Below are 24,865 nucleotides of genomic sequence, written 5' to 3'. Positions count from 1 at the left end.
TGCGCCTGTCCGCCAGATCGTCCGTCAGCCCAGCAGGCCGATGATCGCGTCGGTGGAGTCCGTCTCCCCGAGCCGGGGGAAGACCTTCTCGACGCTGTTGCGGTGCGCCTCGGCGTCCATGTCGGTCATGGCGTCGGTCGCGAGAGTCACGTGATACCCGTGCGCGTACGCCGCACGGGCCGTGGACTCCACCCCGATGCTGGTGGCGATGCCGCCGAGCACCACCTGGGTCACCCCGCGGCGGCGCAACTGGAGGTCGAGGTCGGTGCCGTGGAAGGCGCCCCAGGTGTGCTTGGTGACCACGATGTCGCCGTCCTCGCGGCCGAGTTCCGGCACGAGGTCGGCGAAGTCGGCCGGGAACTGCCCGCCGCCCCCGCCCCGCTGCGCCTCGGTGCGGCCCGGAGCCCCGGCCACCACCCGGACCAGGACGACCGGCAGCCCACGCTCGCGGAAGGCGGCGGCCAGCCGGGCGCCGCGCTCGACGACCTCGGCGGTGGGGTGGACGGTGGGCAGTCCGGTGATGCCCTTCTGGAGGTCGACGAGGACCAGGGCGGTGTTCGGGTCGAGCGTGGTGGCGGGCACGGTGCCTCCTGGGGTGGGTCTGTGGGGCGTATGAGGGGACGGAAGGTGGTCAGGTGCGGGTACGGGCGCGGCCGCGCAGGGCCCGGTCGGTGGCGGTCAGCACCAGCACCGCGAGGCTGAGCGCACCCGCCACCATGGCGATGCCGTGCAGCCCGGCGGCGGTCGCCCGCTGCCCGTAGAAGAGCCCGATCAGCCCGGCGGCCGTGATCGCGCCCAGGTACTGCGAGGTGCGCTGGAGCCCGGCCGCCGCGCCGACGCTCTTCGGCGGGGCCTGGGTGTAGACGGCGGCCTGGTTGCCGGTCGAGGACAGCCCCTGCGGCAGCCCGAAGAGGACCGCGGCCAGCAGCAGCGCGACCAGCGGGGTGGACTCGTCGGCGAGCAGCAGCACCCCGCTCCCGGCGGCGAGCAGGACGGCCGCGAGGACGAGCGGTGCGTAGATGCCCTTCGTCCGGGCGCCGAGCAGGGAGCACACGGCGGCCGCGCCCGACATGGGCAGCATGATCAGACCGGCGTGGGAGGCGGAGTAGCCGTGCCCCTCCTCCAGCCACTGCGCGTATCCGTACATGACCATGTAGATGACCAGGTACGCGGTGCCGTGGCGGAGGTAGGTGAGGGCGAGGGAGCGGTTGCGGCCGATCATCCGCAGATCGATGAAGGGGCGGGGGCGGCGCAACTGCCACCAGGTCAGGACGCCCGCGAGCACCAGGACGACGGGCAGCAGCGCCCAGTTGGGCCGCTCCAGGTCCATCAGGAAGATCATGAGGGTGGTGAGGGTGGCGGTGAACAGCGCGATCCCGAGCGGATCGAACCCCGCGCCCTCCGTACGGGCCCCGGAGTCCGCGCCGTCCTCCGCGCTCGTCATGCGGGTCCTGGGGAGCCAGAGCAGCGCGAGCGTGATGCCGATCAGGGCCAGCGGCACATTGACCGCGAAGATCGCCCGCCATCCGGCCGTCGCGGTGAGCACCCCGCCCAGCACCGGTCCGACCGCCGCGCTGCCGAGCGAGGCGAGCGAGAGCCGGCCGAGTACGGTGCGCGGCGTCTCCCGTCCGGTGGCGAAGGACTGGGCGCGCAGCAGCGCCATCGCCGCCGGGTAGGCCGCGGAGGTACCGATGCCGAGCAGCACCCGCGAGGCGATCAGCCAGCCGAACGCGGGCGCGAGCGCGCCCACCAGCCCGGCGGCGCACACCACGAGCAGCCCGGAGAGGAAGACCCGGCGCGGACCGAGCAGATCCGCGAGCCGCCCCATCGCCGGCTGCGCCACGGCGCTGGCGAGGTAGAGGGAGGCGACCAGCCAGGCGGTCTGGGCGGCGCCGACCCCGAAGTCGTGGCCGATGGCCACCAGGCCGGTGGCGATCATCGTGGAGTTGACGGGGTTGAGGACCGAGCCGATGAGTAGCGGGGTCATCAGCCGGGGGCCGAAGGGATCGGCGGGGGCGTGGCTCTCGCCCGCCGCCCCGGTCGCCGGTATGGCGGGCTTTCCCGCGGTGTCGGTCATTCCTGGACCAGTCGCTTGAGGAGGTCGGTGGCCTCGGCGAGGGTGCGGCGCTCATCGGCGTCGAGGCGGGTGTCGATCGCGTCGAGCAGCCAGCTCTGCTTGGCCTGTCGTACGGAGGCGATCGCCTGCCGCCCCCGCTCGGTGCTCGAGAAGACCACCTGCCGTCCGTCGGTGGGGTGCGGGGCCCGCTCCACCAGCTCCTGCTCCTCCAGCGCCGCCAGGATCATGCGCATCGACTGCGGCCGGACCAACTCGGCGCGGGCCAGTGCGGCGGTGGTGGTCGGCCCTTCGTTGCAGAGTCGGCTGAGCACGGCGCGCTGGGAGGGGGTGAGCGCCCCCTGCGAGGAGGCCGCCCGCATGCGGCGCATCAGCTGGGTGACGACGCCGGCGAGGTCGACGGCGAGGTGCTCCTCCGGCCGCGGGTCGGCCGCGATGGGCGTTCGATCATGCGGGGTCATGGCTCGAGCATAAGAAATCAACAGTCAAACTTGCAAGTTTGGCTGTCGTGTGCGGAGCCGGAAAAGCGCCCGTAGCACAGCCGTAACCGGTCCCGTAACACGCAGGGTGTCGAATGCGTGGCCTCGGGTTGTGCATCGCCCATCGTCCGAGGGGGAGGGGTGGCCATGGCGGGCGGGCAACTCCCGGCCGAGGTCGAGGAGTTCGCGACGTATCTGCGGGCGCTGACGAGACGGCTGGACGCGCGGGCGGGCTGGTACGGCGTCTTCGCCCTGCGCGACCCGGACGGGCTGCGGGCCTGTCTCGACGGCCTCGAGGTGCCGCCGTGGGACCTCGTCCAGTCCCTGCTCCAGGACCTCTCCGCCCAGCACGGCCCCGGGGCCGCCCAGGAGGCGGCGTCCCGCGCGGCGACCCTCTACCGCGCCTCGGTCGCGGCCCACGACGCCGGGCCCGGCCGTCGCGAGGCCCTCCGGGACCGCCTGGACGGCATGCTCCGCGAACGCCGGAACGCCGCCCAACGCGCGGTCGACCTCCGGTCGGCCCTGTCCACCGCCGAGGACCCGGCCGCCCGGCACCGCCTCGCCGCGGAGCTGGCCTGGGCCCACGACGACTATCAGCGCGCCACCGCCCGCACGGAGGAACTCCACGCCCGCCTGGCCGCACAGGCCGCAGCGGCGGGACCCGTACCACCGAGCACCCCCGCGGGTGCGCCCGCGCCCGCGACGGGCGGGGTGGGCCGGGGAGGGCGTCCGCAGGGGGCGAGGTTCGCGACGGCGTACGAAGGGGAGGGCGGCGGCGCGGCAGAGGTGGTCAGCGGCTCTGGTGCCGGGTCGGTCGGGTCCGCTGCGTGGGAGGGCGGTGGCGCGGCAGGGGTGGGCAGCGGCCCTGGCTCCGCGTCGGTCGGGTCCGCCGCGCGGGGCGGTGGCGGTACGGCAGGGGTGGTCAGCGGCTCTGGTGCCGGGTCGGTCGGGTCCGCTGCGTGGGAGGGCGGTGGCGCGGCAGGGGTGGGCAGCGGCCCCGGCGCCGCGTCGCTCGGGCCCGCCGCGCGGGACGAGGTGTCCGCCGGGCCTGGCGGTGAGCCGGCGGTCGCCGGGGGCGACGAGCCCGCCCAGCCCTGGTCGGCGACGCCGGGCCCCGTCACCGCCCAGCACGCTCCTGCCCCCGTGAGGCCGCGACCTCGCGGCGCGCGGTTCGCGGGGGCGGCGGAGGTGGTCACGGGGCCCGGGGTGCCGACCCCGGAGGTCGCGGCGACGACCCTGGGGCCGGGGTCCACGTCACCGGGCATCCCCGCGGGCGCCTCGGCGCCCGCTGCGGATGCGTCCTTCGAGCCCACCGCGCGGAGTCCGGAGCCGACGGCGCCCGCGCCCGTTCCCGCCCCCGCGCGAGCTCGGCCTCGCGGCGCGCGGTTCGCCGGGGCCGGGGATGAGGCCGCCGCGGTGGCGCCGGAGCTGCCCCCGCCCGCGCCTCCCTCGGCGGAGAGCGGAGCCGAGGTCCGCGCGACCCCGCGTGGTGCGCGGTTCGCCGGGGCGCACGCGGGCGCGGACGGCGGCAGACGTCATAGGCGGGACAGGGCGGCGGACGACGGGCGGCGGCTCGCCCGCGAGGCGGCGGAGCGCGCTTCGGCGCGGCGTGCCGCCCAGGAGGCGGTCGCGCGGCTGGGCCGGCTCCGGGCCGAGGGCCGCTCCGGCGAGGCCCACGTCGTGCTGTACGAGGCCGCCGCCTGGCCCGCCGCGCGGCTGCCGGTGCTCGCGGAGGAGCTGGAGCGCGCGGGTCTCGGGGTCGACGTGTCCACGCTGCTGTGGGAGACGGCGTGCCTGCCGCCCGCGCAGCTCGCGGCGGCCGCCGAGGCGCTGGTCGCGGCGGACCGCGAGGCCGACGGCGAGGGGCTGCTGCGGCAGAGCGTCTCACGCCCCGTCCCCGAGGTGGCCCACACCGTGAAGGCGCTCCTCGCGGCGGGCGCCCGGAGCAGGGCCGCGTTCCTGCTGGAGGCGCTCGTACGGGCCCGTACGCCGGAGGACGCGGCGCGAGCGGCGGCCGAGGACCCCGCCACGCTGGTGCCCCTGCTGCTCGACGCGGCCACCGAGGTCTCCTCCAGCACCCATCACGACCTGGCCCACGCCCTCCGCACCGCGCGCCTGCCGGGCGTCCCCGGCCCCGCCTGACGTCGGCTCGGTATTCCAGCCCCTCCAGGGGGCACCTCCCAGCGGTGGCTGGGGGTGAGGAGCGGGATCCGGGGCGGAGCCCCTGTGGGGGTCGAGGGGCGAAGCCCCCTCGTTTCGGGAAGGGGCGGGGTGGGGAAACCTACGGCTCACGACCGAGCACCGCCACCTACAATCCGATAAAACACGAAACGTGATCGTCTTCGTTGAGTAACGGCGGCGGTATTGCCAGAGTGGTCAGTGCGCTCTTACGTTCTTCAGAGCCGGATTCTACGTGCGTAGACACAGGTTGAGGAGCTGATCATGGCCAACCTCGTACGTGCCGCTCTCGTCCAGGCCACCTGGACCGGCGATACCGAATCGATGATCGCGAAGCATGAGGAATACGCCCGGCAGGCGGCCGCTCAGGGCGCCAAGGTGATCGGCTTCCAGGAGGTGTTCAACGCGCCGTACTTCTGCCAGGTGCAGGAGGCGGAACACTACCGGTGGGCGGAGGCGGTGCCGGACGGGCCGACCGTGCGGCGGATGGGGGAGCTGGCCCGGGAGACCGGGATGGTGATCGTCGTCCCCGTCTTCGAGCTCGAGCAGTCCGGCTTCTACTACAACACCGCCGCCGTGATCGACGCGGACGGCAGCTACCTCGGCAAGTACCGCAAGCACCACATCCCGCAGGTCAAGGGGTTCTGGGAGAAGTACTACTTCAAGCCGGGGAACCTGGGCTGGCCGGTGTTCGACACCGCCGTCGGCAAGGTCGGGGTGTACATCTGCTACGACCGCCACTTCCCCGAGGGCTGGCGCGAGCTGGGCCTGGCCGGGGCACAGCTGGTCTACAACCCCTCGGCCACCTCCCGCGGTCTGTCGGCCTACCTGTGGCAGCTGGAGCAGCCCGCGGCGGCCGTCGCCAACGAGTACTTCATCGCCGCGATCAACCGCGTCGGCACCGAGGAGTACGGCGACAACGACTTCTACGGCACCAGCTACTTCGTCGATCCGCGCGGCCAGTTCGTCGGCGATGTGGCCAGTGACAAGAAGGAGGAGCTGATCGTCCGCGACCTCGACTTCGGCCTGATCGACGAGGTGCGCCGGCAGTGGGCGTTCTACCGCGACCGGCGCCCCGACGCCTACGAGGGGCTGGTGCGGCCATGAGCGGCGACATCGGCGACAGCGCCCCGGGCAGCGGCCCCCACGCCGCCCTCCACGCCCGCCACCAGGCCGTACTCCCCGACTGGCTCGCCGTCTACTACCAGCGCCCCATCGAGATCACCCACGGCGAGGGACGCCATGTCCGGGACGCCGAGGGCAACCGCTACCTCGACTTCTTCGGCGGCATCCTCACCACGATGACCGCCCACGCCCTCCCCGAGGTCACCAAGGCGATCAGCGAGCAGGCCGGCCGGATCCTGCACACCTCCACGCTCTACCTCGACCGGCCCATGGTCGACCTGGCCGAGCGGGTCGCCGCGCTGTCCGGCATCCCGGACGCGCGGGTCTTCTTCACCACCTCCGGCACCGAGGCCAATGACACGGCGCTGCTGCTCGCCACGGCCTACCGCCGCTCCAACCAGATCCTGGCTATGCGCAACAGCTACCACGGCCGTTCCTTCTCGGCCGTCGGCATCACCGGCAACCGCGGCTGGTCGCCGACCAGCCTGTCCCCGCTGCAGACGCTGTACGTGCACGGCGCGGTGCGCACCCGGGGCCCGTTCGCCGGGCTGTCCGACGGCGAGTTCATCAAGGCGTGCGTGGCCGACCTCGAGGACGTGCTCGGCCAGGCGCACGGCAATGTCGCCGCGCTGATCGCCGAGCCGATCCAGGGTGTCGGCGGCTTCACCTCGCCGCCCGACGGGTTGTTCGCCGCCTTCCGCGAGGTGCTCGACCGGCACGGCATCCTGTGGATCACCGATGAGGTGCAGACCGGCTGGGGCCGCACCGGCGACCACTTCTGGGGCTGGCAGGCGCACGACGGCTCCGGGCCGCCCGACATCCTCACCTTCGCCAAGGGCATCGGCAACGGCATGTCGATCGGTGGTGTCATCGCCCGTGCCGAGGTCATGAACTGCCTGGGCGCCAACTCCATCTCCACCTTCGGCGGCAGCCCCATCACCATGGCCGCCGGTCTGGCCAACCTCAACCACCTGGTCGAACACGATCTCCAGGGCAACGCCCGCCGGGTCGGCGGGCTGCTGATCGAGCGGCTGCGCGCCGCCTGCGCCGGTCTGGACGGTGTGCGCGAGGTCCGCGGCCGGGGGCTGATGATTGGCATCGAGCTGGTGGACCCGGGCACCGGCGGTCCGTCGCCCGAGAGCGCGTCCGCCGTGCTGGAGGCGGCCCGGGAGGGCGGGCTGCTCATCGGCAAGGGCGGCGGGCACAACAGCAGCGTGCTGCGGATCGCCCCGCCGCTCAGCCTCACCGTCGCCGAGGCCGAGGAGGGCGCGGAGATCCTCGAAGCGGCCCTCAGGACCGCCCTGGAGACCACCCGGTCCGGAAGGAGCGCGAGCTGATGTCCCGTACCGTGATCCGCGGCGGGCTGGTCGTGACCGCCGCCGAGGAGACCCCGGCCGATGTGCTGATCGAGGACGGCAAGGTCGCCGCCCTCGCCGCGCCCGGAAACGAGTGGGCCCAGGGCTGGACCGCCGACCGTACGATCGACGCCACCGGCAAGTACGTCATCCCGGGCGGGGTCGACGGGCACACCCATATGGAGATGCCGTTCGGCGGCACCTTCGCCTCCGACACCTTCGAGACCGGCACCCGGGCGGCGGCCTGGGGCGGCACCACCACGATCGTGGACTTCGCGGTGCAGACGGTGGGCCACGCCCTGCGCGAGGGGCTGGACGCCTGGCACCTCAAGGCGCGCGGCAACTGCGCCGTCGACTACGGCTTCCACATGATCCTCTCCGATGTGAACGAGAGCACGCTCAAGGAGATGGATCTCCTGGTGGGGGAGGGCGTGACCAGCTTCAAGCTGTTCATGGCCTATCCGGGGGTCTTCTACAGCGACGACGGGCGGATCCTGCGGGCCATGCAGCGCGCCTCCGGCAACGGCGGGCTGATCATGATGCACGCCGAGAACGGCATCGCCATCGACGTCCTGGTCGAGCAGGCCCTGGCCGAGGGCAGGACCGACCCCCGCTACCACGGTGAGGTCCGCAAGGCGCTGCTGGAGTCGGAGGCGACCCATCGCGCCATCCAGCTCGCCCGGGTGGCCGACGCCCCGCTGTACGTCGTCCATGTGTCGGCCCAGGAGGCCGTCGCGGAGCTGACCCACGCCCGTGACCTGGGGCTTCCGGTTTTCGGCGAGACCTGTCCGCAGTATCTGTTCCTGTCCACGGACAACCTCGCCGAACCGGACTTCGAGGGCGCCAAGTACGTCTGCTCCACCCCGCTGCGGCCCGTGGAGCACCAGGCCGCGCTGTGGCGGGGGCTGCGGACAGGCGACCTCCAGGTGGTCTCCACCGACCACTGCCCGTTCTGCTTCGCCGGGCAGAAGGAGCTGGGCCGGGGCGACTTCTCCAAGATCCCCAACGGAATGCCGGGCGTGGAGCACCGGATGGACCTGCTCCACCAGGCCGTGGTGGACGGCCATATCTCCCGCCGCCGCTGGATCGAGATCGCCTGCGCCACCCCGGCCCGGATGTTCGGCCTCTACCCGCGCAAGGGCACCATCGCGCCCGGGGCCGACGCCGACATCGTCGTCTACGACCCGGAGGCGCGGCAGACCCTGTCGGCCGACACCCACCACATGAACGTCGACTACTCGGCGTACGAGGGCAAGCAGATCACCGGGCAGGTCGAGACCGTGCTCTCGCGCGGAGTCCCCGTCATCGACCAGCGGGAGTACACCGGACGGGCCGGGCACGGCCAGTTCCTCATCCGCGACACCTGTCAGTACCTGAGCTGACCCAGGGAGCGAGCATGGACTTCGGACTCGTGCTGCAGACCGATCCACCCGCCTCGGCCGTCGTCGAGCTGATGCGCCGCGCCGAGCGCAACGGTTTCGGCTACGGCTGGACGTTCGACTCCGCCGTGCTGTGGCAGGAGCCGTTCGTCATCCACAGCCAGATCCTGGCCCGGACCGAGCGGCTGATCGTGGGCCCCATGGTCACCAATCCGTCCACCCGCACCTGGGAGGTGACCGCCTCCACCTTCGCCACGCTCAACGAGATGTACGGCAACCGCACGATCTGCGGGATCGGCCGCGGCGACTCCGCGCTGCGGGTGGCGGGGCGCAGGCCCAACACCCTCGCCCGGCTCGAGGACGCCATCGACGCCATCCGCGATCTGGCGGAGGGCAGGGAGGCCGTCGTGGACGGCAGCCCGATGCGGATCCCCTGGATCGAGGACAGCAGGCTGCCGGTGTGGATGGCGGCGTACGGCCCCAAGGCGCTCGCGCTGGCCGGGCGGAAGGCCGACGGCTTCATCCTCCAGCTCGCCGACCCGTTCCTGACGGAGTGGATGGTCAAGGCGGTGCGCTCCGCCGCAGCCGGGGCCGGGCGCGATCCGGACGCGGTCACCATCTGCGTCGCCGCCCCCGCGTATGTCGGGGACGACCTGGACCACGCCCGTGAGCAGTGCCGCTGGTTCGGCGGCATGGTCGGCAACCACGTGGCCGACCTGGTCTCCCGCTACGGCGAGCACTCCGGCGCCGTGCCCGAGTCCCTGACCGCGTACATCAAGGAGCGGCAGGGGTACGACTACGCCCACCACGGCCGGGCCGGCAACCCGGACACGGCGTTCGTGCCCGACGAGATCGTGGACCGGTTCTGTCTGCTGGGCCCGGCCGAGGCACACATCGAGAAGCTGGAGCGGCTGCGCGAGCTGGGGGTCGGCCAGTTCGCGGTCTACGCGATGCACGACGCGAAGGAGCGCACGCTCGACGCGTACGGCGAGCACGTCATCCCCGCGCTGACCGGCTGACCGGCTCACCGACGGACCGGCTCAGCCGCGCACCGCAAGGGGGCACGGCCCCTTTTCCCAAGGAGGGGTTAATTCCGTTTCCGCGGCCGCCCGTCGGCTATCGGCGGGCGGCCGCGGAGAACAAAAAGCGGACCCCCGAAAACCTTCGAACATGGTTACAATCACCTCGGTTTTTGTGCTCTGATGTGCGGTCGGCCGAACGACTCCTTGCCACAGAAGGGTTGGGCATGACACAAACCGAGGTACCGATAGATGTGGAACTCCGGGGGCTCTACAAGGCCCACTATCGGTTTCAGTTCCTGAGCGCGGCATTCCAGTTAGGGCTCTTCGCACTGGTGGAGAAGGAGCCCGGCCTGGCCGTGGGCGAGATAGCCACCCGACTGGGCCTCAAGGAGCAGCCCACCCGCATCCTCCTTCTCGGCTGTACGGTATTCGGGCTTTTGGACAAGAAGGGCGACGGCTACCACACCACCCCTCTCTCGAAGCCGCTGACCGCCAACTTCGACGAGGCGCCCGCCTCCAACATTCCCTGGGAACAACACGGTATCTACCGGGCGATGGCCTGGTTCTGTGAATCCCTCAAGGAAGACACCAACGTCGGTCTGCGGCGGGAGATTCCGGGAACGGCGCCCACCCTCTACGGGCGGCTCGCCGAAAATCCCGAACTGGAAGCCACATTCCACACCATGATGTCCTCGGTGAGCAGGCTCGTGGGCGCCGAACTGGGAGAGAAGCTCGATCTCTCCGAGTGCACCCACCTCCTCGACATCGGCGGCGGAACGGCCATCAACGCCTCCAACTTCGCCGCCCGTCGGCCGGATCTGCGCATCACCATCGGCGATCTGCCCTCGGTGGCGGCGGCCGCCAACCAGAAGATCGAGGAGCTGGGGCTGGCCGACCGGGTGCGGGCGGTGAGCCTCGACGCCTTCCACGACGAGTTCCCGACCGGCTGCGACGGAGTGCTCTTCGCGCACTTCCTGGAGATCTGGTCCCCCGAGCGAGTCCAGGAACTCCTCGCCAAGGCCGCCCGCGCCCTCCCTCCCGGCGGCGGGATCTACGTGGTCACCCCGCGCCAGGACGACGACGGCACCGGCCCCGAGCGAGCGGCGCTGCTGTCCGCGTACTTCCACACCATCGCCTCCGGCGAGGGCATGGTCTACACGGGCGCCGAGTACGAGGAGTGGTTCCGCGCGGTGGGCATCGAGCCCGCCGGACGGGTGCCCCTCGGCGCGGACACCGTCGTGATCACCGGCCGCAAGGCATAGTCCGGAACCAGGCGAGGACACCCCCGGCGGGCGCGCCGTGCGATGCGGAGGTCGCAGCGGCCCGTGCGCCGGGGGCACGACCCGCCCCGATCGGGAGGCGAACCATGGCCGGCGCCACGAGCCCAGCCACCCCGGGCCACGCGGACAGCGAGGGCGACCGCCCGCCGCCGCACCACCGCCACAAGTGGCTGATCCTGGGGATCTGCTGCATCAGCCTGTTCATGGTGGGCCTCGACACCACCATCGTGAACCTCGCCCTGCCGTCCATCCAGGAGGATCTGGACGCCACGCCCTCGGGGCTCCAGTGGACGGTGGACGCCTACACCGTGGTGCTCGCCAGCCTGCTGATGCTCTCCGGCTCCATGGCCGACCGGTTCGGCAGGCGCAGAACGTTCCAGACCGGGCTGCTGCTGTTCAGCCTGGGGTCGCTGCTGTGCGGGCTGGCCTCCGACACCGGTTCGCTGATCGCCTTCCGGATGGTGCAGGCCATGGGCGGCGCCATGCTCAACCCCGTCGCGGTCTCGATCATCGCCAACACCTTCACCGACCTGAAGGAGCGGGCCAGGGCGATCGGGATGTGGGGCGCGGTCGCGGGCGTCAGCATCGCGCTGGGGCCCGTCGTCGGCGGTGCGCTGGTGGACTCCACCGGCTGGCAGGCCGTCTTCTGGGTCAACCTCCCGGTCGCCGCCCTCGCCCTGGCCCTCACCGCGCTGTTCGTCCCCGAGTCCAAGGCCCCGCGGCCGCGCAGGCTCGATCCGGTGGGGCAGCTGCTGGTGATCGTGGCGCTGGCGACGCTCACGTTCGGCATCATCGAGGGCCCGGTCAAGGGCTGGGACTCGGCGCCCATCGTCGGCTGCTTCACCGTCGCCGTGGCCGCCGCCGTCTCTCTCATCCGCTATGAACTCCGCCGCGTCGAACCGCTGCTGGACGTCCGCTTCTTCCGCAGCCCCTCCTTCAGCGGCGCCATCGCCTCGGCGGTGTGCGGCTTCGCCGCGCTCGCCGGGTTCCTCTTCCTCAACGCCCTGTACCTCCAGGACGTCAAGGAATTCTCCCCGCTGCACACCGGGCTGCTCACGCTGCCGATGGCGGCCATGACCCTGGTCTCCTCGCCGCTCGCGGGCCGTATCGTCGGCGCCCGCGGCCCGCGCGTCCCGATGGTGATCGCCGGTGCCGGTACGGCGGCCTGCGGACTGCTGCTGACCCAGGTGCGGGCGGACACCCCGATCTGGTACCTCGTCATCGCCTACGTGGCGTTCGGCATCGGCTTCGGCATGCTCGACGCCCCGCTCACCTACTCGGCCGTCTCCGGGATGCCGCGCTCCCAGGCGGGGGTGGCCGCCGCGGTCACCTCGACCGGCCGTCAGGTGGGGGCGGCCCTCGGCGTAGCCGTCCTCGGCTCGGTCTCCACCGCCCGGGTGCACGGCCCCTTCAGCTCCGGGTTCCCCGGGGCCAGCCACCTGGGCTGGGCGATCATGGCCGGGTGCGGGCTCGCCATCGTGACGCTGGGCCTGCTCACCACCGGCGCCCTGGCCCACCGCCCGGCGGAGCCCAGCCCCGAACCGGCCCCCGACCAGCCCGCCGAACGCGTGCCGTGACCCCTGCGGCGCCCTCGGCGAGGGCCCCTACCAGCAGGTGACGCCCCCGTCGACCAGCAGATCCACCCCCGTGACGAAGCTCGCCGCATCGCTCAGCAGGAAAACCGTGGGCCCGACCATCTCGTCCACCGTCGCCATCCGGCCCAGTGGGGTGTCCGCTTCGAACCGCGCGACGCGTTCGGCCACCTCGGCGCGGCGATTCATGGGGGTGGCCGTATAGCCGGGGCTCACGCTGTTGACCCGGATGCCGCGGTCACACCACTCCGTGGCCAGGCTCTTGGTCAGCTGCATCACGGCGGCCTTCGACGCGTTGTAGTGGGCCTGGGTCAGCCCCCGGTTGGCGATGGTGCCCGACATGGAGGCGATGTTGACGATGGAGCCGCCGCCGTTGCGCAGCAGCGCCCGGCCTTCGGCCTGACAGGAGAGGAACACACCGTTCAGGTTCACCTCGATCACCTTGTTCCACTGCTCGACCGGCATGTCCTCGGCCGGGGCGGCGTTGGCGATCCCGGCGGCGTTGACCGCCAGCCGGAGCGGACCCAGTTCGCGTTCGACCCGGGCCACGGCCTCCGCGAGAGCCTCGACCCGCGTCACATCGGCAGGGAGCGCGACCGCTCGTCGCCCGGTCTCCCCGATCGCCTCGGCCGTGCCCGCCAGATCGCTCTGCGGCAGATCGAGGCACCCGACATCGGCCCCCATCTCCGCGAGCCCGATCGCCAGGCGCCGGCCAATGCCGCTGCCGGCTCCCGTGACGAGGGCGACGCTGTCATCGAGTCGGAACGAGGGGACGGCCATGGGCTCCTCCAAGGTTCGGTCGGCCGGTTCCCCGGCGTGTGTCGGCCGGTTTCACGGCGCGTGTCGGTCGGGCCTGCCTGCCAGTCGGCCGGCGACCCCGAGATCGGTGATCAGGACATCGACCCAGCCGCCCAGCAGCGCCGCCCGTATCGCGGCGTACTTGCGGTCTCCGCCGGCCACCCCGATACGGCGCGGGACGGCTCGGTAGACATCCGGGGTGATGCCGATGACGCGGTCGTTGAGATCGCTGTCGAGCAGGGTGCCGTTCTCGTCGAAGAAGTGCAGACAGATATCGCCCACGGCGCCGAGACTGCGCAGCTTCTCCTGGTCGTCGAGGGCGAAGATATTGCCGCTGCGGCGCAGCAGCGGTGAGGGTTCGAGACTGCCGATGCCCACGATCGCGAGGGTGAGGTTCTTCCAGGCCGCGGCCACGCTGCTCACCTTGGGGTCGGCGAGGATCGCGTCCCGGACGGTGGCCCCGGCGACCAGACCCGGGGCCGACATGAAGACCGGTTCCGCCCCGGTCATCTCGGCGAGCCGCCCCATCAGCCGGGTCGCCTGGACCTGGACCTGTGGCTCGCCCACCCCGCCCATCAGCTGGACGACCTCCTCCAGGAACCGCCCGCCGGGCCGGGACCGCATGGCCTCGACGGCCGCCAGCAGTGTGGCGCTCCACGAGGAGATTCCCAGCCGGTCGCCCTCCATGAGCGTCGTCTCCAGATAGACGGCGGCCGCCGCGCCGAGCGCCGGGATGACGGAGTCGGCCTCGCCCTCGACGTCGACCACGACCACATCGCGAAGCCCGTAAGCCGCCGCGATCTCCTCTTCCAGATCGGCGAAGACACCGTCGGGGGGTACCACGATGGTGCGGACGATGCCGAGCTTGGCGGCCTGGGTGAGCAGCCTGGAGACGCGCGCCTGGGAGATGTGCAACTCCTCGGCGATCCGCGGCTGTCGCATGCCCTGCTCGTGGTAGAGGCGGGCGATACGGGTCATCAGCCGCAGTTGCTCGTCGCTGGTCGCCATGCGGGTGGTGCGGCGGGTCATCGGCTGACCGGTCCGGCTGTGGGGATTCATGTCGTCCTTTCAGGCAGGCCCAAGCGCTCGGGCGACGGCGCCCGGGCGAGGGCGAGCCGCCCTGTGCATCATGCCGTGGCGAGACGCATGACCGCGGCGTCGGTGGCCTCGGCCGCCCGAAGGATCCCCCGCGGCCGTCCCCGGCTGAGGACGAGCACACGGTGGGACAGCCCCAGGACCTCGTCGAGGTCGGAGCTGACCACGATGACCGCCATACCGGACCGGGCCAGGTCCGCGATCACCTCGTAGATCGCGGCACGGGCACCGACGTCGATGCCGCGGGTCGGCTCGTCGAGGATGACGACCTTCGGTTTGCGCTCCAGCCACTTGGCGATGACGACTTTCTGCTGATTGCCGCCGGAGAGCGTGCGCACGGGCTGGCCCGCCCGCCCCTTGACGGTCATGACCTGGATGGCGTCGCCGGCCACCGACGCCACCCGCCGCGGGCTCAGCCAGCCCCGGCGGGCGATCCGGTCGAGGTTCGGCAGGGCCACGTTGTCCCCGATCGACAGGTCGAGTACGGCTCCCTGGGCCTTGCGGTCCTCGGGAACCAGCACCATGCCCGCCTCGATGGCGTCGCGGGGTCCGCGCAGCCGCAGCACCCGGCCCTCGACGGCCACCGACCCCCCGGTCACCGGGTCGACACCCGCGATCGCGCGCACCAGTTCGGTACGGCCCGCCCCGACGATCCCCGCGATGCCGAGCACCTCGCCTTCGTGAACCGTGAACGAGACGTCCTGGAAGGAGGCGTTCGCCAGGTCGCGCACCTGGAGCACCTCGCGCGGCCGAGGGGCACCGGTGTCGGGGAAGATGCGCTCGATGCTGCGCCCGACCATTTCCTCCACCAATTGGGTCACGGGCACGTTCGCGGTCGAGTGTGTGGCGACGCACTGTCCGTCGCGCATCACCACCACCCGGTCGCAGATCCGGGCGATCTCCTCCAGCCGGTGGCTGACATAGATGAAGGACATGCCGTCCTTCCGCAGCGCGTCGATCCGTTCGAAGAGGTGATCGGTCTCCTCGCCGCCGAGAGCGGCCGTCGGCTCGTCGAGGATCAGCAGGCGCGCGTCGAGGGTCAGCGCCTTGGCGATCTCGACCTGCTGCTGCTGGGCCACGCGCAGCGTGCGCACCAGCCGGGTGGGGGAGATGTCGAGCCCCAGCCGCCGCAGTTGCTCCCGCGCCCGCCGGTTCATCTCGGCGCGGTCGATCCGACCGCGGCGGCGCAGAAGCCGGCCGAGGAACACGTTCTCGGCCACGGACAGGTCCGGGAGCAGACGCATCTCCTGGTGGATGAGTCCGATGCCGTGCTGGATGGCGTCCCCGGGGGACTTGGGTTCGTAGGGCCGCCCCTGCCAGGTCATCCGGCCGGTGTCGGAGGGGAAGGTGCCCGCGACGATGTTGGACACCGTCGACTTTCCGGCGCCGTTCTCGCCGAGCAGCGCCACCACTTCACCGGGGTGCACGTCCAGGTCGATCCGGTCGAGCGCCTGGGTGGCCCCGAAGCGCTTGGATATCCCCCGTACGGTCAGGCCCTGGGAGGACCCCGCCGCCGGGTGCCGGCCGATGTCCGTCATCGTCGCGTCTCCTCCATGCCGCCGCTCACGGGTGGGTCTTGATGAACTCGGTGGCCTTCTTCTGGTCCTTGCTGGTCAGCAGGAACGCGGGCTGCAGCTGTACGGCCGGGACCTTCTTGCCCTTGATGATGTCCAGGGCGGTGTTCACGGACATCCGGCCCATCTTCCGCGTCTGCTGGACCATCGTGGCGTCGACGGTGCCCTTGCGGACGGCCTTCAGCCCGGCGATGTCCCCGTCGAAGCCGACGATCAGATGCTTCTTGTGCGAACCGGACGCCTTGACGGCCTGGGCGGCGCCCAGCGCCATCGCGTCCGCCTGCCCCCACAGGATGTCGATGCCGGGGTGTGCCTGGAGCATGTCCTGGGCCACCGAGTACGCCTTGTCCTGCGCCCAGTCGGCGGGCTGCTGGGACACCACCTTGATGCCCGGCGCCTTCTTGAGGGCCTCGCCGAAGCCCTTCTGCCGGTCCACCTGCGGGGTGGTGCCGATCTGGCCCTGGAGGATCCCGAGTTGTCCCTTGCCGCCGGACTGCTTGACGACCCAGTCGCCGAGCGTCCGGGCGGCCGCCACGCTGTCGCTGGCGATGAAGGACTTGCCGGGCTGGCCGGGTGGGTTGCGATCGACCGTGACGACCGGGATGTGCGCGCGGTTCGCCGCCTTCACCGGGACGCCGGCGGCTGTGGCGCCCGCCGGGATGTAGATGATGGCGCTCACCTGACGGCTGACGAAGTCCTGGATCTGGTTGACCTGGGTGGCCGCGTCGCCATGGGCGTCGGAGACGACGACCTTGATGCCCTTCTTCTTGGCCTCGGCCGTCACGGACTGCTTGATCTGATTGAAGAAGTCGGCCTGGAGGTTGGCCACGGCCAGGCCGATCGTGACCTGCTTGCCGTCGGCCGTCTTGGCACCGCCGCCGCCCCGCCCGCAGGCGGCCACGCCGACCAGCATGGTGGCCGCGATCCCGGTGGCTATCACTCGTCGCGTTGTCATGGAACTGCTCCTTGGTCGTGCCGGGGTGATCAAAGGGGGAGAGACCGGGGTGGTCAGCGCGTTTCCCGTCGACGGAGGACGTCGAGCATGACGGCCAGCGCGATCACCAGACCGATGACGATCTGCTGGATGAACGGGGACACGCCCAGCAGGTTGAGTCCATTGCGCAGGACTCCGATGATCAGCACGCCGAACAGCGTGCCGCTGACCGAGCCGACACCGCCGCTGAGGCTCGCTCCGCCGATCACCACGGCGGCGATGGTGTCGAGCTCATAGCCGGTACCGGCGCTCGGCTGGGAGGAGTCCAGGCGCATCGTCAGGAACACCCCGGCGAGACCCGCCAACAGTCCGGTCGCGGTGTAGACGAGCACCGTCCGCCGCTTCACGTGGATACCGGCGAGTCGGGCGACCTCGGCGCTGCCGCCGATGGCGTACAGGGCGCGCCCGCCGGACCGGTAACGCATATAGGCCCAGCCGGCCACGTACAGCGCCGCCAGCACGGCGGTCGACGCGGTGAAGATGCCGAGGTACCGGGAGGTGGACAGATTGTCGAACCAGTCGGGGAACCCGACGATCTGCTGTCCGTCCGTGATGACGTTGGCCAGCCCGCGGGCGATCGACATCATCGCCAACGTCGCGATGAAGGGCGGCAGTTTGGTGTACGTGATGCCCAGCCCGTTGGCCAGGCCGCACGCCCCCGCGACGCCGATCGCGGCCATCGCGCTCAGCCACAGCGGCCATCCCTCGTTGTGGGAGAGCCAGCCGACCACCATGGTCGCCAGCGCGAGCACGGCGCCGACCGAGAGATCGATGCCGCCCATGACGATCACGGCGGTCATGCCCAGGGCGAGCAGACCCAGGACGGCGGTCTGGTCGACGATGTTGAGCAGATTGCTCTGGGTGAGGAAGTACGGCGTCGCGATGAAGAAGACGACGCACATGGCGACCAGCCCGAGGGCGGGCCCGCGCGATCCCGTGAGCATGCCCGTCAGCCAGGACGGTAGCCGTATGCGGTGGGTGTCCGGTGGTGCGTCAACAGCTGTCGCGGCGTTGCCGGTCGTGCTCATGGAAATCCTCCGAGTGGCTTTCGGTTGCCGACGTCGGTCGGCGCTAGTTCATGAACATCCCGCCGTCGACGTTGATCGTCTGGCCGGTGATGTACTCCGCCTCCGGTGAGGCGAGGAAGAGCAGCAGATGGGCGATGTCGTCATGGGTTCCGGCGCGCCCGAGCGGGATTCCCGCGATCCACTCGGCCATCAGTTCCCCGGGCTCGTAAGTGCCGAGGAGCCCGCCCCAGACGCGGTCGTTGTAGTCCCACATGTCGCTGCCGACGATGCCGGGGGCGTAGGCGTTCACCGTGATCCGGTCCTTGGCGAGCTCCTTGGCCAGGCTCTGGGTGAGGCCGACGACCCCGAACTTGCTGGCCGCGTAGTGCGGCGTATAGATGAACCCCTGCCGTGCCTGTCCCGAGGCGGCGTTGAGGATGCGCCCGCCGCGGCCGTGCCGGCGCATCGCCGCGGCCGCGGCCTGGGCGCACAGAAAGGTGCCGGTGGTGTTGACCGACAGGACCTTCTGCCAGTCGTCGTGGGTGAGGTCTTCGAGCCGGCTGATGGTGATGACGCCCGCGTTGTTGACCAGGACGTCGAGCCGGCCCCAGGTGTCCTCGGCGAGGGCGAAGGCACGGGCCACGTCCTCGGGCGAGGTCACATCGGCCCGGAGACCGAGGGTCCCGGTGCCGCTTTCGGTGGCCAGGTCCCTTGCCGTGTCCACCACGGAACCGTCCGCGTCGACCATCAGGACGTCGGCGCCCTCCCCGGCGAACCGGGAGGCGATCCCGAGCCCGATCCCGCGCGCGGCTCCTGTGACGACGACGGACCGTCCCGCGTATCTCCCCGTCATGACGTTCCTCCGGTGGTCGAGGGCTCGGGTGCCCGACGAGGGGCGGCGGGCGCCCGCGGCGCGGGTGCCGGTTCGGCGGTCGTCCCGGTGCCGACGGGCGGGGACAGCACGGGGGCGGCCGGGGCGGGGTCGTCCTGCCCGGCGGGCGCTCGGAGACGGGCGCGCCGCACCGCCGCATGCCAGGACGCGAGCCTCCGGGCGCGGGTGGCCTTGTCCTCGACCGGCGTGGAGATCTCGCAGGGCCGGTTCAGCTGGTCCAAGGCGGGCTGGTCCCACACCCCCCGGGTCAGCCCCGCGAGGTGGGCGGCGCCCAGGGCCGACAGATCGCGGGCCAGGGCCCGCTCCACGACGCGCCCGCTGGTGTCGGCCTGCAGCTGCATCAGCACCGGGTTGGAGCTCGCTCCACCGTCGGCGAGCAGCCGGGCCACCGGGCCGGTCTCCCGCTCGACCGCCGCCACCACGTCCTCGACCTGGAACGCGATCGACTCCAGCGCGGCCCGTGCGATATGCCCGGCCTCGGTGCCGAGGGTGATCCCGCTGATCAGGCCGACCGCGTTCTCGTCCCACCACGGGGCGCCCAGACCCCCGAACGCCGGGACAATGGTCACGCCCTCGCTGCTGTCGGCGGCCAGCTCCGCCAGTTCGGACGGGGGACGCCCGAGTAGGCCCGCCAGCCAGTTGACGGTGGCCCCGGTGGAGCGGATGTTGCCTTCCACCGCCCAGGTCGGGCAGCCGCCGGTCTGCCAGGCGACGGTCAGACACAGCCCGGAGGACACCCTGGTCGCGGCGGGTATCACCGCCATCACCGACGAACCGGTTCCGTACGTCGCCTTGACCGTCCCCCGCTGCCAGCCCGCATGGGCGAACAGCGCCGCGTGGGAGTCACCGAGCACGGCGGTCACGGGCACCCCGTCCGGCAGAGGCGCCAGCCCGCGTGTCCCGGGGAACGGGCCCTGTGACGGTACGACCTGTGGCAGCACCTCATGCGGCACGTCGAAGATCCGCGTGAGCCGCTCGTCCCATACGCACCGGCGGACATCGAGCAGTTGGGTGCGGGCGGCGTTGCCGGCCTCGATGAGGTGGGCCCCGCCGAGCTTGAACAGCAGCCACGAGTCGACCGTGCCCAGGCACAGGTCGCCCGCGCGGCTGCGGCGCCGATCGGGGTCGTACCGGTCCAGCAGCCAGGCGGCCTTGGGCGCCGAGAACATCGGGTCCAGCGGCAGACCGCTGACCTCGCGGATCAGCTCCGCGTCGGGCACGGCGCGCAGGAGCGCGGGATCGCCCGCCGTGCGCTTGTCCAGCCAGCCGAGCAGCGGGCTCAGCGGGGCTCCGGTCGCCCGGTCCCACAGCAGCAGCGACTCGCGCTGGGTGCTCAGGCCGATGGTGGCCACGCGTGAGACGTCCTGCCCGTCGAGGCATGCGGCGACGACTCGCCGGCAGCTGTCCCAGATCTCCTCCGCCGACTGTTCGACCCATCCCGGGGCCGGGGTGGCCAGGGCCACCGGGGCGGATCGACGGGCGACGATGTCCCCGTGCCGGTCGACCAGGATCGCCTTGGTCGCGCTGGTGCCCTGGTCGACGGCGAGGACGAGCGGCTCAGCCGTGCTCATGGGACAGCAGCTCCCGGGCGGCGACGGCGATGCCGTCCGCGGTCAGGCCGAAGTGTTCCAGCAGGAAAGAGGTGCTGCCGGTGGGCGCGAACTGCCGCGGCACCCCCAGGATTCGCATGGGGACCGGATGGTTCTGGGCCACCAGGCCGGCCACCGCCGCGCCCAGCCCGCCCGTGGTGGTGGCCTCCTCGGCCGTGATGAGGCCCGTGGTCTCGCGGGCCGCGCGCAGCACCGCTTCCTCGTCCATCGGTTCGACGAAGGTCATGTTCAGCACGCGTACGCCGATGCCCTCGGCGCGCAGCGTCCGGGCCGCGGCCAGCGCACGGGAGACCAGGGTGCCGATGGCCAGCACCGTGATGTCATCACCCTCGGTGAGCTGGATGGCCCGTCCGGGCTCGAAGGGGGCGCCCTCCGGAGTGACGGAGGGGACCTTGAAGCGCGGGATGCGCAGATAGACCGGGCCGTCATGGGCGGCCGCCCAGCGTACGGCGGCGCGGGTCTGGGCCGGATCGGCCGGGACCGCCACGGCCAGATCGGCGATGGCCCGCATCCACGACAGATCCTCGATCGAGTGGTGGGTCGGCCCCAGCTCGCCGTACGCCAGGCCGGGGCTCTGGCCGCACAGCACGACGGGCAGACCGTTGTACGCGGCATCGGTCTTGATCTGCTCGGTGGCCCGGCCGGTGAGGAACGGACCGGCCGCGCTCACGAAGGGAATCAGCCCGCCGTTCGCCAGCCCCGCGCCCACGCCGACGAGGTCCTGCTCGGCTATGCCCACATTGATCAGCCGGTCGGGGTACAGCTCCCGGAAGCGGACGAGGTTGCTCGACCCCACCGAGTCATTGCAGACGGCGACGATCCGCGGGTCCTCGGCGGCCAGGGCGATGAGCTCCTCGGCGAAGGCCCGCCGGCAGTCATGGGTCCGGGTGGCGTTGTCGGGTATCAGATCGGCGGTCATCGGCTCAGCTCTTCCAGTGCGGCGTGGACCTGGCGGGTGTCGGGCACCTTGTGGTGCCACTCCACGCGGTCCTCGATGAACGACACGCCCTTGCCCTTGACGGTGTGGGCCACCACGGCGACCGGCCGGCCCGTCGTGGAGGGCCGCAGGGCGGACAGCAGCTGGGCGTGGTCGTGTCCGTCGGCCTCGCGTACCTCCCACCCGAAACTGGTCCACTTGTCCGCCAGCGGCTCCAGACGCTTGGTGTCCTCGGTGCGGGCGCCCTGCTGGAGGCGGTTGCGGTCGACGATCGCGGTGAGGGAGCCGAGGTCGTAGTGGGCGGCGGTCATCGCCGCCTCCCAGTTGCTGCCCTCCTGCAACTCGCCGTCGCCGAGGACGACATAGGTGCGGTAGGACCGGCCCGAGAGCTTGGCGGCCAGGGCGCAGCCGACCGCGACGGGGAATCCGTGCCCCAGTGGCCCGGTGTTCGTCTCCACACCCGGCACCTTGGTCCGGTTCGGATGGCCGTTGAGCGGGGACAGCGGGGCCATAAACGTGGACAACTCGGACAGGGGGAAGTAGCCGCAGTGGGCGAGCGTGGCGTACAGGGCCGCAGAGCAGTGGCCCTTGCTGAGGATGAATCGGTCGCGGTCCGGTCTGCGGGGCTCGCCGGGGTCCACGTCGAGGACCCGTCCGAAGAGGGTGGCGAGGATGTCGGTGACCGACAGGTCGCCGCCTATGTGGCCGAGTTGGGCCTCGTCGATCATGCGCACCACGCTGCGCCGCACTTCTGTGGCCAGAAGTCGTAGGTCGTGGGTGTCGGCGGGGCTGCCTTCGTCGGCGATACGGCGGCGTCGCGCCCGGAACCGTTCGGCGCCGTCGGGGTCTGGCTTGAGCATCTGAACGTCCTTGGTCGCTGACTTCGGTGAGGTCCGGCAGGTCTGGTGCCGCACCGTCGGGACCACTCAGGAGGCGGTGGGGAGGGTGATTCGGGGAAAGGAGTGAATATTTATTCACTAGTGAATTGTGGTGCCCGCAACGTAAGGCGGGTTTCAGCCATGTGTCAATGGGGTGAACCGGGGTCAGGCGAGAAAGAAGATGACCGGGGGCGGGTGAGAAAGGACTCGCGCGTTCCGCCGCGCTCCGATGCCTTCACCTCGATGACACTGTCCGGCAGCCGCCATGCCACCGGTGGTCGCCGAGCCGTGGTTCGATGAACGCATGATCGATGAATTTCTCACCGGTGATCTCGGCGCGGTGGAGGAGGCGGTCCGCGCGGCGGTCGCCGAGGAGGTCATGCCGCGCTTCCGGCAGCTCGCCGCTCATGAGATCGTCGAGAAGCAGGGCCCGCACGACCTGGTCACCACCGCCGACCGGCAGGCCGAGGAGCGTCTGACCGACGCCCTCACCAAGCTGCTGCCCGGCTCCGTGGTGGTGGGCGAGGAGGCGGTGCACGCCAACCCGGCCGTGCTCACCGCCCTCGGCGGCGACGCGCCCGTCTGGATCGTCGACCCGGTCGACGGCACCCGGCAGTTCGTCCACGGCGACCCCGGCTTCTCGACGCTGGTCACCCTCGCCCACCGGGAAGAGCTCCTCGCGTCCTGGACGTACGCCCCGGTGCTCGACCTGATGGCCATCGCCCGCCGTGGCGGGGGCGCGCTGCTGAACGGCGAGCCGATCCACAGCGGCTCCCCGGAGCCGGGCACGGCCCTCCACGTCGCCATCTCCCACTTCGACTTCACCACCGACGCGGAGAAACGCACCCTGTCGGGCCTGCGGGCGCCGGGGGCCGAGGCGCGACCCTGCGGTTCGGCCGGTCTGGAGTATCTGAACGTGGCCCGGGGGCTGCTCGACGCCGTCGCCTTCACCTGGGAGAACGCCTGGGACCACGCCGCGGGACTGCTGCTGGTCGACGAGGCGGGCGGGGCGCACAGCACACTGGACGGCACGTCGTTCCGGATCAGCGGGGGCAACGCCCTTCCTTTCACGGCGGCCAGGGACGAGGCGGCCGTTCGGCATATCCTGGGCCTGCTGGCCGCCGCCGGCTGATCGTTCCACTGATACCTCGAGGACGAGGGGGAGCCGACGTGCCGTCCATGCTCGACGCGGTCGTTGTGGGTGCCGGACCGAACGGGCTGACCGCGGCCGTCGAACTCGCCCGCCGCGGCTGCGCGGTGGAGGTCTTCGAGGCCGCGGACACCATCGGCGGGGGCTCACGCACCGAAGAGCTGACCCTCCCCGGCTTCCGGCACGACCCCTGCTCCGCCGTGCACCCGCTCGCCATCGGCTCCCCGGCCTTCGACCGGATGCCGCTGGCCCGGTACGGCCTGGAGTGGCTCCACCCCGAGCTGCCGCTGGCCCACCCCTTCCCGGACGGCACGGCCGCGGTGCTGGCCCGATCGGTCGGCGAGACCGCCATGTCGCTTGGCCCCCGCGACGCCGGGACCTACCGCCGGCTGCTGGCCCCCTACCTCGGCCGCTGGGCCACCCTCGCCCCCGATCTGCTGCGCGCCCTCTGGGACGGGGTGCCCCGCGACCCGATCACCTGGGCCCGCTTCGGACTGCACGCGCTCCAGCCGGTCTCGCTGCTCGCCGGTCCGCTCCGGTTCCGCGACGAGAAGGCGCGCGCCCTGTTCGCCGGGCTGGCCGGGCACGCCATCGCGCCCACCAGCGCACCGGCCACCGGCGGCCTCGCCCTGATCTTCGCCGTCGCGGCCCACGAGGTCGGCTGGCCGATCCCGCGCGGTGGCTCCCAGTCGATCGTGGACGCGCTGGGCGCGTACGTGCGCGCACACGGCGGGACGATCCACGTCTCCACCGAGGTCAAGCGGCTCGACGAACTGCCGCCCGCCCGCGCCTACATCTTCGACACCTCGCCGCGCGCCCTGGCCCGCATCGCCGGTCTCGGCAACGCCTACCGCCGCTACCGCTACGGGGCCAGCGCCTTCAAGATCGACTACGCGCTGTCCGGCCCGGTCCCCTGGACCGCGCCCGACGCCCGCCGCGCGGGCACCGTCCATATCGGCCCCACCTCCGGCGAGATCGGCGCGGCGCTCCGGGCCGCCGTCGAGGGCCGCGACCCCTCCGTCCCGTTCCTGATCACCGCCCAGCCCAGCCTCCTGGACCCCTCCCGCGCCCCGGAGGGCAAGCACACCTTCTGGGCGTACGGCCATGTGCCCAGCGGCTGGAAGGGCGACGCCACGGAGGTGATCGAGCGTCAGATCGAGCGCTTCGCCCCCGGTTTCCGCGATCTGGTCCTGGCCCGCGCGGCGGCCGGCCCACCCGAACTCGCCGCCCGCAACGCCAACTACATCGACGGCGACATCGCCTGCGGCGCCTTCGAGGGCGTCCAGGCCGTCATACGACCCAAGCTCGCCCGCGTCCCCTACGCCACCGCCCACCCCGCGGTCTACCTCTGCTCCTCCGCCACCCCACCGGGCCCCGGCGTCCACGGCATGTCGGGCCACCACGCGGCGCGGGCGGTGTGGCGGCGGCTGCGGGCGCGGTAGGCCG

General features: G+C 71.9%; 21 protein-coding genes. 9 read left to right on the top strand and 12 right to left on the bottom strand.

The features are described from left to right. Positions 1-24: 24 nt before the first annotated feature. Genes ACZ6TD_RS13225 through ACZ6TD_RS13215 form a run of 3 tightly spaced genes read right to left on the bottom strand, consistent with a single transcriptional unit; the run spans position 25 to position 2,535 of the window. Positions 25-582, bottom strand: coding sequence for an isochorismatase family protein (locus ACZ6TD_RS13225; protein WP_471353752.1), 558 nt, complete (start codon positions 580-582; stop codon positions 25-27). Between the two features lie 49 nt (positions 583-631). Next, a complete protein-coding gene (locus ACZ6TD_RS13220; RefSeq protein WP_471353750.1) occupies positions 632-2,077 on the bottom strand; it encodes an MFS transporter in 1,446 nt (481 codons plus the stop codon). Beyond that, entirely contained in the window at positions 2,074-2,535 is a 462-nt protein-coding gene (locus tag ACZ6TD_RS13215; RefSeq protein WP_471353748.1) for a MarR family winged helix-turn-helix transcriptional regulator, read from the bottom strand. Before ACZ6TD_RS13215 ends, ACZ6TD_RS13220 begins: the two co-directional genes overlap by 4 nt. Positions 2,536-2,700: 165 nt before the next feature. Here ACZ6TD_RS13215 and ACZ6TD_RS13210 point away from each other — a divergent pair, with 165 nt between their 5' ends. The 7 genes from ACZ6TD_RS13210 to ACZ6TD_RS13180 all read left to right on the top strand — a co-directional run bounded on the left by ACZ6TD_RS13210 (position 2,701) and on the right by ACZ6TD_RS13180 (position 12,469). Next, complete coding sequence (locus ACZ6TD_RS13210; protein WP_471353745.1) at positions 2,701-4,695, top strand: hypothetical protein; 1,995 nt, start codon at positions 2,701-2,703, stop codon at positions 4,693-4,695. 300 nt (positions 4,696-4,995) lie between these two features. Next, positions 4,996-5,838 (top strand): nitrilase-related carbon-nitrogen hydrolase, encoded by an 843-nt coding sequence (locus ACZ6TD_RS13205; RefSeq protein WP_471353743.1) that lies wholly within the window; start codon positions 4,996-4,998, stop codon positions 5,836-5,838. After that, positions 5,835-7,193, top strand: a complete 1,359-nt coding sequence (locus ACZ6TD_RS13200; RefSeq protein WP_471353741.1) for an aspartate aminotransferase family protein — start codon at positions 5,835-5,837, stop codon at positions 7,191-7,193. The genes ACZ6TD_RS13205 and ACZ6TD_RS13200 overlap by 4 nt, the downstream gene beginning before the upstream one ends. After that, the gene (gene hydA, locus ACZ6TD_RS13195; protein WP_471357695.1) at positions 7,190-8,593 is read left to right on the top strand and encodes a dihydropyrimidinase; all 1,404 of its coding nucleotides are present in this window, start codon (positions 7,190-7,192) and stop codon (positions 8,591-8,593) included. Before ACZ6TD_RS13200 ends, hydA begins: the two co-directional genes overlap by 4 nt. A gap of 14 nt (positions 8,594-8,607) precedes the next feature. Then, positions 8,608-9,609 (top strand): TIGR03842 family LLM class F420-dependent oxidoreductase, encoded by a 1,002-nt coding sequence (locus ACZ6TD_RS13190; RefSeq protein ID WP_471353740.1) that lies wholly within the window; start codon positions 8,608-8,610, stop codon positions 9,607-9,609. Positions 9,610-9,836: 227 nt separating this feature from the next. Continuing rightward, on the top strand, positions 9,837-10,874 hold the full coding sequence (locus tag ACZ6TD_RS13185) for a methyltransferase (RefSeq protein WP_471353737.1): 1,038 nt from the start codon (positions 9,837-9,839) through the stop codon (positions 10,872-10,874). A gap of 104 nt (positions 10,875-10,978) precedes the next feature. Beyond that, positions 10,979-12,469, top strand: a complete 1,491-nt coding sequence (locus tag ACZ6TD_RS13180; protein WP_471353735.1) for an MFS transporter — start codon at positions 10,979-10,981, stop codon at positions 12,467-12,469. A 27-nt stretch (positions 12,470-12,496) separates the two neighbouring features. Here ACZ6TD_RS13180 and ACZ6TD_RS13175 read toward each other — a convergent pair whose 3' ends face one another. From ACZ6TD_RS13175 to ACZ6TD_RS13135, 9 genes are all read right to left on the bottom strand, one after another. Further along, the gene (locus ACZ6TD_RS13175; protein WP_471353733.1) at positions 12,497-13,264 is read right to left on the bottom strand and encodes an SDR family oxidoreductase; all 768 of its coding nucleotides are present in this window, start codon (positions 13,262-13,264) and stop codon (positions 12,497-12,499) included. Positions 13,265-13,315: 51 nt separating this feature from the next. Further along, complete coding sequence (locus ACZ6TD_RS13170) at positions 13,316-14,341, bottom strand: sugar-binding transcriptional regulator (RefSeq protein ID WP_471353730.1); 1,026 nt, start codon at positions 14,339-14,341, stop codon at positions 13,316-13,318. Between the two features lie 68 nt (positions 14,342-14,409). Further along, positions 14,410-15,915, bottom strand: a complete 1,506-nt coding sequence (locus tag ACZ6TD_RS13165) for a sugar ABC transporter ATP-binding protein (protein WP_471353727.1) — start codon at positions 15,913-15,915, stop codon at positions 14,410-14,412. Positions 15,916-15,940: 25 nt separating this feature from the next. Continuing rightward, positions 15,941-16,906: a substrate-binding domain-containing protein gene (locus ACZ6TD_RS13160; protein ID WP_471353725.1), complete on the bottom strand. Its 966-nt coding sequence runs from the start codon at positions 16,904-16,906 to the stop codon at positions 15,941-15,943. Between the two features lie 53 nt (positions 16,907-16,959). After that, positions 16,960-17,973, bottom strand: coding sequence for an ABC transporter permease (locus ACZ6TD_RS13155; protein ID WP_471353723.1), 1,014 nt, complete (start codon positions 17,971-17,973; stop codon positions 16,960-16,962). 43 nt (positions 17,974-18,016) lie between these two features. Beyond that, positions 18,017-18,805 (bottom strand): SDR family oxidoreductase, encoded by a 789-nt coding sequence (locus ACZ6TD_RS13150; protein WP_471353721.1) that lies wholly within the window; start codon positions 18,803-18,805, stop codon positions 18,017-18,019. Then, a complete protein-coding gene (locus ACZ6TD_RS13145) occupies positions 18,802-20,415 on the bottom strand; it encodes an FGGY-family carbohydrate kinase (RefSeq protein ID WP_471353718.1) in 1,614 nt (537 codons plus the stop codon). Before ACZ6TD_RS13145 ends, ACZ6TD_RS13150 begins: the two co-directional genes overlap by 4 nt. Further along, positions 20,402-21,373 (bottom strand): transketolase family protein, encoded by a 972-nt coding sequence (locus ACZ6TD_RS13140; protein ID WP_471353716.1) that lies wholly within the window; start codon positions 21,371-21,373, stop codon positions 20,402-20,404. Before ACZ6TD_RS13140 ends, ACZ6TD_RS13145 begins: the two co-directional genes overlap by 14 nt. Then, complete coding sequence (locus ACZ6TD_RS13135) at positions 21,370-22,251, bottom strand: transketolase (RefSeq protein ID WP_471353714.1); 882 nt, start codon at positions 22,249-22,251, stop codon at positions 21,370-21,372. The genes ACZ6TD_RS13140 and ACZ6TD_RS13135 overlap by 4 nt, the downstream gene beginning before the upstream one ends. A gap of 322 nt (positions 22,252-22,573) precedes the next feature. Here ACZ6TD_RS13135 and ACZ6TD_RS13130 point away from each other — a divergent pair, with 322 nt between their 5' ends. Both ACZ6TD_RS13130 and ACZ6TD_RS13125 read left to right on the top strand, forming a co-directional pair. After that, complete coding sequence (locus tag ACZ6TD_RS13130; protein ID WP_471353712.1) at positions 22,574-23,401, top strand: inositol monophosphatase family protein; 828 nt, start codon at positions 22,574-22,576, stop codon at positions 23,399-23,401. A 47-nt stretch (positions 23,402-23,448) separates the two neighbouring features. Continuing rightward, positions 23,449-24,861: a phytoene desaturase family protein gene (locus ACZ6TD_RS13125; protein WP_471357692.1), complete on the top strand. Its 1,413-nt coding sequence runs from the start codon at positions 23,449-23,451 to the stop codon at positions 24,859-24,861. The last annotated feature ends 4 nt before the right edge of the window (positions 24,862-24,865 follow it).

The sequence above is a fragment of the Streptomyces yongxingensis genome, assembly GCF_055597465.1.
The sequence above is the reverse complement of the archived record's forward strand: the minus strand, read 5'-3'. Positions and strand labels throughout refer to the sequence as shown.